Source organism: Aeromonas sp. PI_26 (genome assembly GCF_027854445.1).
Lineage (GTDB): Bacteria > Pseudomonadota > Gammaproteobacteria > Enterobacterales > Aeromonadaceae > Aeromonas > Aeromonas veronii.
The window spans coordinates 22,605-34,647 of record NZ_JAJNOE010000013.1; the positions used below are offsets into that span (position 1 = coordinate 22,605).

Sequence of the window (12,043 nt, forward strand, 5' to 3'; positions counted from 1 at the left end):
TTATTTTAAAAATCAGGATGTTACGGCGAAAAAGCGCCCATATTGGGCGCCTTTAGGGTCTCTTTACAGCTTGCCTTTGACCAGCCACTTGTCGAGGGCGTTGGCGAAGCGCTGTTTGTCAGTGGCATTGAAGGGGGCCGGGCCGCCGGTTTGTACTCCGGCCGAGCGCAGCTCTTCCATAAAGTTGCGCATGCCGAGCCGCGCCTTGATGGTCTCGCGGGTGTAGATCTCGCCGCGGGGATTGAGCGCCTCGCCACCGGCATCGATCACCCAGGAGGCGAGAGGAATATCGCCGGTGATCACCAGATCGCCGGGCTGAACCTGCTGGGCGATGACATGATCTGCCACATCGAATCCCTTCTCCACCTGCTGGGTTTTGATGAAAGGCGAGGGGGGCACCCGCAATCCCTGATTGGCCACCAGGGTGGTGACGACCTGGGCGCGGTGGGCGGCGCGGTAGAGGATCTCCTTGACCGGAATGGGGCAGGCATCGGCATCAACCCAGATGGGCATGGCATGGTTTCCTGTAGTGAAAGCGGATGGAAAACGAGAGTGGTCATGTTAACACAGGCCTCCCCTTCCCGGCGCGGGGCTGAGTCGGCCCCGCCTTTGGTGTAAGCTGGGGCCAGCACATGAAACGAGAAGGAGACGAGATGGATCGGGTGCCCGGTGAAGTGATTTATGCCCTGACCCTGGATGGCAAGGGTGGCATGGCGCCGCTGATGGCGGGAAGCGAAGTCCCGGCGGCGCATCCCGGCTGGCTGCATCTGGATTACGGCAATCCCGATTCGGCGCGCTGGCTGTTGCAGACCCCCTTGCTCAGCGAGGCGGCCAGGGAGTCGCTGCTCGGCCAGAGCAATCGTCCCAAGCTGGTGCGGATGGGGGAGACGGTGCTGCTGATCCTGCGCGGCATCAACCACAACAAGGATCACAGGCCCGAAGAGATGGTGGCGCTGCGCATCTTCATCACCCCGGATCTCATCATCAGCAGCCGTCGTCGTCCGCTGCTCTCCGAGCAGGATGTGTTCAACCAGCTCAAGCTGGGGGGCGGCGCCGATACCCCGGCCGACTGGCTGGTGGAGATCTGCGATGCCCTGACCGATCGGGCGGGGGAGTTTGTCGAGGAGCTGCACGACAAGATCCTCGATCTGGAGGAGATGGTGCTGATGCGCGACATGCCCGCCAATGGCCGGCTGGCGCTGATCCGCAAGCAGCTCATCATGATCCGTCGTTACCTCTCCCCCCAGCGGGATCTGGTGGCGCGGCTGGCCAACGAGAAGATCAGCTGGCTGGATGAGGATGACCGCCGTCGTCTGCTCGATATCGCCGATCGGCTGCGGCGCTGGCTCGATGACCTCGATGCCGGGGTGGCGCGCACCGCTGTGCTGGCAGACGAGATCAACAATCTGATGGCGGAGGCAACCAATCGCCGCGCCTACCAGATGTCGGTGATGGCGCTGCTCTTTTTGCCTGCCAGCTTCCTGACCGGCCTGTTTGGCATCAACCTCGGCGGTATTCCCGGGGCCGAGAATCCGACCGCCTTCTGGGTCTTCTGCGGATCCTTGGTGGCGCTGGCAAGCGGGCTGGCTATCTGGCTCAAACATCGGCGCTGGTGGTAAGGAGACATAACCCATGTGGCAATCCATTGGCCTGACCCTGCTGCTGTTGCTGGGTCATACCCTGATCCGGCGGCTGATTCACAAGAGCCTGCTGGCGCTCGGTCAGAGCAGGCAGGTGAGCGAGAACCGAGTGCTCTACGTAGCCCATGTGTTCCACTTCCTGCTCGGCTGCGCCACCTTGCTGGTGCTGGCCGGGGTGTGGGGGCTCGACTTCTCCCGACTGGTAGTGCTCGCGTCCTCCTTCTTTGCGGTACTGGGGGTCGCCATGGTGGCCCAGTGGTCGATCCTCTCCAACATCACCGCCAGCATCACCATCTTCTTCGCCTTCCCCTACAAGATTGGCGACCGGATCCGTATCCTCGACAAGGATGACTCGGTCACCGGCGTCATCACCGAGATCGGCCTCTTCTATGTGCGGGTGCGTGATGACAACGGCGATCTGGTCACCTATCCGGCCAACCTGATCCTGCAAAAGCCGGTCAGAAAGCTGGAGGGCAAGGTGGCGGAACCGCTGCAACCGGAATAGAAAACAACCGGAATAACAAAAAGGCTCCCTCGGGAGCCTTTTTACTGTGCGGTGGGTGGGGCTAGCGTTCGAAGAAGCGGTAGAGGTGCTCCACCTGAACCGGGCAGTCGGCCACCTGATGCAGATGTTCGCGGGCCTGCTCGACGGTGCCGAAACTGACCGGGCAGCCGAGGGTGTCGGTCAGCTCGTAGAGGGCGCCATCCTTGCCTCTGAATTCGATGAGCCAGCCGGGAATAGCCACATCGTGGAGTATTTCGGCCTCTTGCAGGATCTGTTGCTGATAGAGCTTACGAAGTTCACTGACTGTCATGATGCTCTCCTGTGGGGAATATCCAGCTCCAGTCTATGCCTGCCCTTTATGTGCGGCAACAGTGGTACGGCAACGGGATCATCCCTGCAGGACTTCCCATGCCCAGCGGATGCGGATAAAGGTCTCTGCATTGCCGCCCCGATCCGGATGGTGCTGCAATGCCAGCTCCCGCCAGCGGCGGCGGATCGCCTCCTGACTCGCCCCCTCATTCAGCTCGAACAATGCCAGCGCCTCGGCTTTGTGCCCCTCACCGTCGTAAGCGCGCCAGAAGCGGTTGAGCAGGGCCTCCACTTCGGCACGGTCGGTCTGCCAGAACACCTGCCAGTCGAGATAGTAGCTACGCAGATTTTCGCCAAGGGCAAAGCCGTGGCTGGCCTCCGAGCTCCCGACCAGCGGTTCGAGCCGGATATCCAGGGTGCTGATCACCAGCCACCAACCCTCTTCATAAAGCTCGGCTTGCAACTGGTAGAGGGCGTTCATGATCAGGAAGTTGACCCGAAACAGCTGCAACTGCTCGTCGTCGGCCAGCCGGGGGATCTCCCCCTGCTGGCGCAGAGCCGCCATCAGTTCATGCACCTTGTAGCTGCCCGCCGCCTGTTGCAGCAGCACCAGCAGAGGGGCGATCAGCGGATTGTGGTTGGCCTCGCTCATTCGGTACCCTGCTCTCTGGGCGGCTGCAGGGCGATCAGCAGCTCACCCGCCTGCGGGGTGACGGGGCCGGTGACGATCTGGGGCTTGCCCTTGCCATCCATGATGAACAGCGGGATGGCGCCGGGATTGGCGGTCTGATACTGGGCCCAGTCGAACGCCTCGCTCAGGCGGGTCGCCTTGATCTGGCCACCCCGGCTCAGCAGGCCGCTCAGCCGGGCATAGTTGATGTCGGGGCCGAACAGGTTCTGGCGAGCGCGAAAGGTGGCACTCTCCCGGTTGGCCTTGCCGTGTTGCTCGCTGGATCGCAGGGAGTAGACCTGCTCCTCGCCGTAGAGGTGGGCAAAGTGCAGCACCCCGAGGGCGTTGTTGTGGCGGTTGGGGGAGAGCGCCAGCACGGTACTGATGCTGGTGAGCGGCAGGTGCAGCTCGGCATGTTCTGACTGGGGGTTGCCGAAGTAGCAGGGGAGGTTGCTCATCCGCGCCTGTTTGCAGAACTCCCAGGCGGGATCGCAGAGTTGCACCGGCACACTCTGATCCGCCAGCGCCCGGCCTATGGCCCGCGCCACCGAGTTGGCCCCTATGATGAGCCATGTGTTGGGGGCGCTCTGGCGCATCTTGAGCAGGCTGGCCAGCGGTGCCGAGGTGAGGCTCTGCAACACTACGGTGGAGATGATCACTGCAAATACCAGCGGCACCAGCTTGTCGGCATCGGGGATCTCGGCCTGATGCAGGCTGATGGCGAACGAGGCGCTGACTGCCGCCGCAACGATACCGCGCGGGGCGATCCAGCTCAGCAGGGCGCGAGCCCGCCAGGAGAGATCCGAGCCCCAGGTCGAGACCAGAATACAGAGCGGGCGCGCCACGAATTGCACCACGCAGAGCAGCGCCAGCACCATGGGGCCGAGTTGCCAGAGCTGGGCCAGATCGAGGCGCGCCGCCAGCAGGATAAACAGGCTGGAGATGAGGATGACCGCGAGATCCTCCTTGAACGCCAGTACCTCCTCCAGATCCAGTCCCTCCTGATTGGCGAGCCAGATGCCGAACACGGTCACCGCCAGCAGGCCCGATTCGTGGCTGAGCCAGTTGGAAAGGCTGAAGGTGACCAGCACCAGCGCCAGCACGCCGAACTTGTGCAGGCTGACCGGCAGCCAGTCCTTGCGAATGAGCAGGGTGGTGAGCCAGCCTGCCACCACCCCGATCAGGGAACCGACCAGCACTGTCTTGCCCAGCGCCAGCAGGGTATGGCTGATGAGATCCCCCTGACTGCCGAGGCGCACCGCCTCGAACACCAGCACCGCAAAAAGGGCGCCGATAGGGTCGATGACGATCCCCTCCCAGCGCAGGATGCGGTCCACCTCCCGAGTGGGGCGGATCACGTTGAGCATGGGGGCGATCACCGTCGGGCCCGTTACCACCAGCACAGCGCCGAGCATGGTGGCGACCCGCCAGTCCAGCCCCAGCAGGAAGTAACCGGCGCTGCCGATGACGGCGAAGCTGACCAGCATGCCGGTGGAGCAGAGATTGCGCACCACCTTGCCGATCCCCTTGAGCTCGGCCAGATGAAGGGTCAACGCCCCCTCGAACAGGATGATGGCTACCGACAGGGAGACCAGCGGAAACAGCAGATCCCCGAGCAGGGCATCGGGGTCGAGCAGGCCGCTAACCGGGCCCAGAGTCAGGCCGGTGAGCAGCAGAAACAGGATGGCGGGCACCCGCAGCGACCAGGCAAGCCATTGGGCCAGCACAGAGACCAGGGCGATCCCGGCCAGAGAGAGGGCAATCATGCAGACCTCGATTCAGGCAGTGAGTATGGAGCTAGTGTAGTGGCTAAGTTGGTCAGATTGACACCCGAAGGAGCGTGCGTCATGGCCGGGATGGGGAGATGTGCGACAGTCGGCGTCATGGTGGCTGGCGGTGGTGTGCAGGGCGCCAGCCAGACGCCAACCGTGGTGATGGGGTGGCCTCGGGGCCGGATTAGATGGGGCTCTCCTTGTGGAGCTCGCCGACACAGTCGGCCAGCGCCAGTACCAGTGCGGAGCGCACCATCTGATCGAGCCGGTTGAGCTGCATCTGGTAGAAGGCCCAATCCTCTTCGCTGGCGGGGGGCTCCAGCTTCATCATGCCGCCCTGATTGACCCCGTGCAGGCGGTCGAGCAGATCGCGGATCGGCTTGTCGCTGAAGCGGTAATCCTTGGGGTCGCGCACCAGAAAGTCGCGGATCTTGATATAGGCTTCGATATCCTGATAGCGCTCGAGTGAGATGAGGCCGAGGGCGAAGATGAGCTTGAGGCGCACCTCCAGCTGGCCGAGGGGGCCGCTCTGGTTGAGCAGGGGTTCGATGGCGTATTTGACGGCATACTCCTCCTGACGGAACGCGCGTCGCATCAGGGAGTCGACCGCCTCTTCCAGGATGGTCACGGCTTCGAGAAAGAAGCCGCGGGGGCCATCCTGCTCGTTCAGTCGTTCCAGTACTTCATCTTCCTGGTGTGTGGTCATAGGTGCATTGGGTCCAGCTGACAGGGAGAGAGTCAGCCTCTCTCCCGGTTTTTATCATATGGGGCACATTCCCTTGCCATTCAAGCGCTTGGCGCGCTATCAGTGGTGGCTGAATGCGCCGCCAGCAGGGTATTACAAGGTCTCGTAACGAGCCACTATGGTGCTGACGATTTCGCTCTCTGCATCCAGTCCGGTGACGCGGGCCAGCGCGTTGGCCGGGCCAAGCTCCGCCAGCAGGGCTTGCAACTCCACCGCCTGCGGGTCATCGGCATTGCGATAGTGGAGCGCCGCAGCGATCCCCTCCTGCAGCTGCTCGTTGGGCAGGCCGTACTCCAGGGTGCCCAGTAGCGGCTTCACCAGTCGATCTCCCGCCGCCAGCTTGCGCAGCGGCTGACGACCGACCCGGTCAATCTCGTCCACCAGATAGGGATTGGCGAAGCGGGCCAGGATCTTCTCTATGTAGGCGGCGTGCAGACGCGGGTCGAAGCCGTAGCGTTTCACCAGCACGGCACCGCTCTCCTCCATGGCGCGGCGCACCTTGCTGCGGATCACCGGATCTTCGATCGCCTCGCGCACTGTGTGGTAGCCCCGCAGCTTGCCGAGGTAGGCGGTGACGATGTGGCCGGTGTTGAGGGTGAACAGCTTGCGCTCGACGAAGGCCATCAGGTTGTCGGTGGGCTCCATGCCCGCCACCTGTGGCAGCTCCCCCTTGAACTGGGTCTGGTCGACGATCCACTCGCTGAAGCTCTCTACCGTCACTTCCAGCGGGTCATCGTTGGCAGCCGCGGCGGGCGGCACGATGCGATCCACCGCCGAGTCGACGAAGCCGATACAGGATTCGAGCGTGGCATGATACGCGACCGGCAGGTACTTGAGTACCTCCCGCTTGAGGTGGCTGGTGCCGCGCACCATGTTTTCACAGGCGATGACGTTCAGCGGTGTCAGGTTGCCGGCATCGAAGCGGGCTTGCAGCCCCTTGGCCAGAGTGCTGGCAATCTTGTCCAGAATGTTGGGGCCCACTGCCGTGGTGACCAGATCGGCGGTGATGATGCGGGCGATCACCTCGTGACCGGCGGAACTGACCGCTGCCACGTTGCGCACCACGTCCAGCTTCTGATCCGCCCCTACTACATGGACCTTGTACTCCTGACGGTGGTTGAGCTGGTCGATCAGGGTGTCGTTGACGTCGGCGAAGGTGACCTGATGGCTGGCATCCGCCAGCACTTTGCCGATAAAGCCGCGACCGATGTTACCAGCACCAAAATGCAATGTTTTCATGATATTAACCTCTTGAACCAAAGACGATGAAAAATGATTACGCAGCCTGTTCGGCACCCAGCAGATCCAGGAAGGCCTGGGGATCCGTGGTGCTGGCCAGCCGGTCGATGAGACCGGGTTCATCCAGTGCATTGGTCAGGCGGGTTATCACCTGCATGTGTTCGTCGTTGCGGGCGGCGATGCCGATCACCAGCCGCGCTACCTCATCGGCAGCCTCGCCAAAGGCGACCCCGGCCGGGTACTGGCAGATGACGATGCCGGTACGCTTCACAAACTCCTTGGCGGCGATGGTGCCGTGGGGCACGGCGATGGATTCGCCGAGGTAGGTGGAGACCAGCTGTTCGCGCTCCAGCATGGCGTTGACGTAGTCGGGCGCCACGTAGCCGCGCTCTGCCAGCAGTCGGCCTGCGGTCAGGATGGCGGCCTCCTTGCTGTCCGCTTTCAGTCCCAGATGCACGTCATGACGGCTCAGGGTAAAGACCTCGGCCGCTTGCGGCTCGTAGCTGTCGTCGTTGGCCGCCACCAGCAGTTGCGGGTTGGCGACGTCATCGTTGGCGGCCTGAGTCAGGCTCTGTACCAGCTCCTGATAGAGGCCGTTGTCGAGGAAGTTGGTCAGGGAAATATGGTGAGCGTTCGGCGCATGGCGACGGGCCCGCTCGGTCAGATCCTTGTGAGTGATGACCCAGTCCACCTGATCGTCGAGCTGATCGATGGCGCGGTTGGTGACGCTGATATCGAGTCCGGCGGCCTGTACCCGCTTGCGCAGCATGCCGGCGCCCATGGCGCTGGAACCCATGCCCGCATCGCAGGCGACCACGATATTGCGCACCGCCATCAGTTCACCGCCCGGCTTCTTGGCCGCTGCAGTTTCGGGCTTGCCGCCCTTCATGGCTTTCATCTTGCGGGTGGCTTCACCGAGGGCATCGGCCTCGTCGGCTTCCGGCTGCTGGGCACGCACGAATACGGCGGCGACCAGGAAGGAGACCAGAGTGGCGCTGATGATGGAGAGCGCGACCCCGATCAGGGAGGCTTTCGGTGTCATCAGCAGCACGGCGAAGATGGAACCCGGTGAGGCAGGGGAGACCAGACCGGCGTTGAACAGGGTCAGGGTAAAGACCCCGGTCATGCCGCCGGCGATCACCGCCAGAATGAGGCGCGGGTTCATCAGCACATACGGGAAGTAGATCTCGTGGATGCCGCCGAAGAAGTGAATGATGGAGGCGCCAGCCGCGGACTGCTTGGCTGCACCACGACCGAACACCATGTAGGCCAGCAGCACGCCCATGCCCGGGCCCGGGTTCGCTTCAATCAGGAAGAAGATCGAGCTGCCGTGCTCGGTCGCCTGCTGGATCCCCAGCGGTGAGAAGATGCCGTGGTTGATAGCGTTGTTGAGGAACAGGATCTTGGCCGGTTCGACAAAGATGGAGGTGAGCGGCAGCATGTGGTTTTCCACCAGGAAGCCGACGCCACCGGCCAGCAGGCCGGAGAGCACCTTGACGAAGGGGCCGATCACGAAGAAGGCGAGGATGGCCAGCAGCATGCCGATAAGGCCGGCGGAGAAGTTGTTGACCAGCATCTCGAAGCCGCTCTTGACGCGACCGTCCATCGCCTTGTCGAAGCGCTTGATGGCCCAGCCACCGAGCGGGCCGACCATCATGGCTCCCATGAACATGGGGATATCGGTTCCCACGATGACACCCATGGTGGTGATGGCGCCGACCACGCCGCCGCGCTCGCCGCCCATCAGTTTGCCGCCGGTGTAGCCAATCAGCAGCGGCAGCAGGTAGGTGATCATGGGGCCGACCAGCTTGGCCAAGGTTTCATTGGGCAGCCAGCCGGTGGGGATGAAGAGGGCGGTGATAAAGCCCCAGGCGATAAAGGCGCCTATGTTGGGCATGACCATATTGGACAGGAAGCGTCCAAAATTCTGTATCTTGACTTTGGTATCCGGTGATAACATGTCGGGACCCCGTTTTAAGCCTGTTTGATTAAAAGTGGTAGTTCGGGATGGCCGGTTTTGCCGAACCTCCATCCCGGTCGTCTAAGCAACTTCAATCTACCAGCTTGCGATCAAATTAGGCTGAAAACGGGGTGTCTTGTGATACAGATCTCAGATACCCAGCGATACCCCCTCCAAAACCAGTGATCCTGATCACGTTCGAGAGCTGTAATTCGGCTACATTTCGATCTTTTCTATTTTTAATGACCATTTTTTGTGATTCAGATAACCAACTCGTCTTTGCCGTGTCTTTGCGTAAAGGTGATTTGCATCACAAATTCAGTTTTTGTATTCGAATGGAGCAAATCACTCAATAACTCATCAGCGGGTGGTGACGATGGATCTATCGAAACACTCCATTGTTTATCAATGAATCAATAAATTTGTAACCCGCTTTCAGTTTTTACGGTTGGTGATGAGGGTTCTTTTGCTGCTGGCTGATGGAGAGTTGAGGAAAAGTGCCGAGGGGGATTGCGCCAATCATGTTTCGGTAGCTTACTTGCCGTGCAGGGCTGATAGCAGATAAAAACAAACCGCCAGCAGGCGGTTTGTCGGTTTTTGCGATCTGAGCCCTGTCGGGGCAGCGGCTTAGTAGAAGCCGGTATCCTCGGAGGATGGGCGGGTCTTGAAGCGGCGATGGAGCCACATGTACTGCTCCGGCGCCTTGCGCACGGCGGCTTCAATCTCGCGGTTGGCGCGGGCGGCATCAACCATGTCATCTCCGCTGGGGTAGTCGGCAAGGGGCGCGCCGATATGCAGGGTGTAACCCTCGCTGGTGCGGATGTTGTAGCAGGGCAGGGTGACGGTGTTCTTCACCCGCGCCAAGGTGGCGGTGCCGGTGATGGTGGCCGCCTGCTCTACCGCGAAGTAGGGCACGAACACGCTGGCGTGGCTGCCGTAGTCGTGATCCGGTGCATACCAGAGGGCGTCGCCGTTGCGCAGCGCCTTGATCATCCCCTTCACATCCATCCGGTCTACCAGATATTTGTTGGAGGCACAGCGCCCGTGGTACTGGGCATACTCCAGCACCGGATTGGTATTGGGGCGATAGACCCCCACGCCGGGGCGCACCAGCCCGAAACAGCGGGCGTTGAGTTCCAGCGTCAGGAAGTGGCAGGAGAGCAGCAGCATGCCCTGACCTTTTTCCATGGCGGCTATGACGTGCTCTTCCCCTTCCACCTTCATCAGGTTGCGCATCCGCCAGTCTGGCCAGAACCAGGCGATCCCCACCTCGAACACGGCGCAGCCCACGCTCTCGAAGTTTGCCTTAAGCAGTTTCTCCCGCTCATCCCGGGTCAGCTCGGGCATCGCCAGCTCCAGATTGCGACGGGCAATCTTGACCCGGGACTTCAATATCCTGGCGGCGAGACGACCGAGCTGACGGCCCAGCCACATCTGGCTGCGCCACGGCAGCAGGGTCAGCAGCCAGAGCAGGCCGAGGCCGAACCAGCTGGCCCAGTAACGGGGATGAAACAGGCGGGGCTCGAGGCGGGGAGCGTTGTCGTGGGCCATGGCTAATCTCTTGTTCGCAAACACAATCGGGGGATTCTAGCCGAAAAGGGGGGGCGGGGGCGAATGGCAGTGTGCTGGTCAGAGGGGTAGCCTGCGTCCGGTTAGCGTGACAGCGGTGGCAACTGCGGTCGGCTTTTTCTACACCGGATAAAAGAGTGTGATAAAATCGCCCGCTGATTTTTCAGGTTTTGAGAGTCGATACAGATGAAGATCACCCTGCCCGATTTTGAAAAAGCCCGCGTTCTGGTCGTTGGCGATGTCATGTTGGACCGTTACTGGCATGGCCCTACCGGTCGGATCTCGCCCGAGGCACCGGTGCCCGTGGTCAAGGTTGAACACATTGAGGAGCGTCCCGGTGGCGCAGCCAACGTGGCCCTCAACTCCGCCGCCCTTGGCGCTCATGCCGTGCTGCTTGGCCTGACCGGTCAGGATGAAGCGGCCGATGCCCTGGCGGGTCAGATGGCTGGCGTCAAGGTGGCCTGTGACTTCGTTCGTCTGGCCGACTTCCCGACCATCACCAAGCTGCGGGTGCTGTCCCGCAACCAGCAGCTGCTGCGTCTGGACTTTGAAGAGCCCTTCCACTCCGTCGATGCCACCCTGCTGATGAGCAAGGTCGAGCAGGCGCTGCCGAATAGCGACGTGATGATCCTCTCCGACTACGGCAAGGGTGCTCTCAACGACGTGCCCGGCATGATCCAGCGCGCCCGTGCCGCCGGTATTCCGGTGCTGGTCGATCCCAAGGGGACCGACTTCGAGAAGTACCGCGGTGCCACTCTGCTGACCCCCAACATGTCCGAGTTCGAGGCTGTGGTAGGCAAGGTGAAGAGCGAAGAGGAGCTGGTCGCCAAGGGGCTGGATCTGGTCAAGCGTTTCGAGCTGGATGCCCTGCTGGTCACCCGTTCCGAGAACGGCATGACCCTGATCCGCGAAGGTCAGCCGGAGCTGCATCTGCCGGCTCAGGCCCACGAGGTTTATGATGTGACCGGTGCCGGTGATACCGTCATCTCCACTCTGGCTACCTCACTGGCTGCAGGCAAGAGTCTGGACGAAGCCTGTGCGCTGGCCAATACCGCTGCCGGTATTGTGGTCGGCAAGCTGGGTACCTCTACCGTTAGCCCGGTCGAGCTGGCCAACGCCCTCTATACCGAGCAGGAGACCGGCTTCGGCGTCATGTCCGAAGCCCAGCTGAAAGTAGCGGTTCGTGCCGCCCGTCTGCGCGGCGAGAAGGTAGTGATGACCAACGGTTGCTTCGATATCCTGCATGCTGGCCATGTATCCTATCTGGCCAACGCTGGCAAGCTGGGGGATCGCCTGATCGTGGCGGTCAACACCGACGAGTCGGTTCGCCGTCTGAAAGGGCCGGGTCGTCCGGTCAACCCGACCGAGCGCCGCATGGCGGTACTGGCTGCGCTAGGCGCGGTGGACTGGGTAGTGCCGTTTGGTGAAGATACCCCGCAGCGTCTGATTGCCGAGATCCTGCCGGATCTGCTGGTCAAGGGCGGTGACTACAAGCCGGAAGATATCGCCGGTTACGCCGAGGTGACTGCCAACGGCGGTGAGGTGCGCGTTCTCAACTTCGAGGATGGCTGCTCCACCACCGACATCATCAAGACGATCCGCGAGCGCGGCTAACGCGCTGCTGGCCCCGCAAT

Annotated in this window: 11 protein-coding genes; 3 read left to right on the top strand and 8 right to left on the bottom strand. The window is 61.9% G+C overall.

Annotation, left to right across the window (positions count from 1 at the left end; all coding sequences use genetic code 11):
• Window positions 1–63 precede the first annotated feature (63 nt).
• Entirely contained in the window at window positions 64–513 is a 450-nt protein-coding gene (locus LRL22_RS14170; RefSeq protein WP_270905642.1) for a YaiI/YqxD family protein, read from the bottom strand.
• A gap of 140 nt (window positions 514–653) precedes the next feature.
• Here LRL22_RS14170 and zntB point away from each other — a divergent pair, with 140 nt between their 5' ends.
• Together zntB and LRL22_RS14180 are read left to right on the top strand one after the other, a co-directional pair.
• On the top strand, window positions 654–1,619 hold the full coding sequence (zntB, locus tag LRL22_RS14175) for a zinc transporter ZntB (protein WP_021231682.1): 966 nt from the start codon (window positions 654–656) through the stop codon (window positions 1,617–1,619).
• A gap of 13 nt (window positions 1,620–1,632) precedes the next feature.
• Window positions 1,633–2,145, top strand: a complete 513-nt coding sequence (locus LRL22_RS14180; RefSeq protein WP_005354921.1) for a mechanosensitive ion channel domain-containing protein — start codon at window positions 1,633–1,635, stop codon at window positions 2,143–2,145.
• Between the two features lie 61 nt (window positions 2,146–2,206).
• On the opposite strand, the gene LRL22_RS14185 is transcribed toward LRL22_RS14180, so the two are convergent.
• The 7 genes from LRL22_RS14185 to lpxL form a co-directional block, all read right to left on the bottom strand.
• Complete coding sequence (locus LRL22_RS14185; protein ID WP_005363113.1) at window positions 2,207–2,455, bottom strand: hypothetical protein; 249 nt, start codon at window positions 2,453–2,455, stop codon at window positions 2,207–2,209.
• 78 nt (window positions 2,456–2,533) lie between these two features.
• A complete protein-coding gene (locus tag LRL22_RS14190; RefSeq protein WP_270905643.1) occupies window positions 2,534–3,106 on the bottom strand; it encodes a DNA-J related domain-containing protein in 573 nt (190 codons plus the stop codon).
• Window positions 3,103–4,890, bottom strand: a complete 1,788-nt coding sequence (locus tag LRL22_RS14195; protein ID WP_270905644.1) for a cation:proton antiporter — start codon at window positions 4,888–4,890, stop codon at window positions 3,103–3,105. The genes LRL22_RS14190 and LRL22_RS14195 overlap by 4 nt, the downstream gene beginning before the upstream one ends.
• Before the next feature lie 190 nt (window positions 4,891–5,080).
• On the bottom strand, window positions 5,081–5,602 hold the full coding sequence (locus LRL22_RS14200; protein ID WP_005335907.1) for an MltR family transcriptional regulator: 522 nt from the start codon (window positions 5,600–5,602) through the stop codon (window positions 5,081–5,083).
• Between the two features lie 132 nt (window positions 5,603–5,734).
• Window positions 5,735–6,880, bottom strand: coding sequence for a mannitol-1-phosphate 5-dehydrogenase (locus LRL22_RS14205; RefSeq protein WP_270905645.1), 1,146 nt, complete (start codon window positions 6,878–6,880; stop codon window positions 5,735–5,737).
• A 37-nt stretch (window positions 6,881–6,917) separates the two neighbouring features.
• Complete coding sequence (locus LRL22_RS14210; protein ID WP_270905646.1) at window positions 6,918–8,840, bottom strand: PTS mannitol transporter subunit IICBA; 1,923 nt, start codon at window positions 8,838–8,840, stop codon at window positions 6,918–6,920.
• Between the two features lie 627 nt (window positions 8,841–9,467).
• Window positions 9,468–10,391, bottom strand: coding sequence for an LpxL/LpxP family Kdo(2)-lipid IV(A) lauroyl/palmitoleoyl acyltransferase (lpxL, locus tag LRL22_RS14215; protein WP_136502368.1), 924 nt, complete (start codon window positions 10,389–10,391; stop codon window positions 9,468–9,470).
• Between the two features lie 204 nt (window positions 10,392–10,595).
• Here lpxL and hldE point away from each other — a divergent pair, with 204 nt between their 5' ends.
• On the top strand, window positions 10,596–12,023 hold the full coding sequence (hldE, locus tag LRL22_RS14220) for a bifunctional D-glycero-beta-D-manno-heptose-7-phosphate kinase/D-glycero-beta-D-manno-heptose 1-phosphate adenylyltransferase HldE (RefSeq protein ID WP_005335903.1): 1,428 nt from the start codon (window positions 10,596–10,598) through the stop codon (window positions 12,021–12,023).
• The last annotated feature ends 20 nt before the right edge of the window (window positions 12,024–12,043 follow it).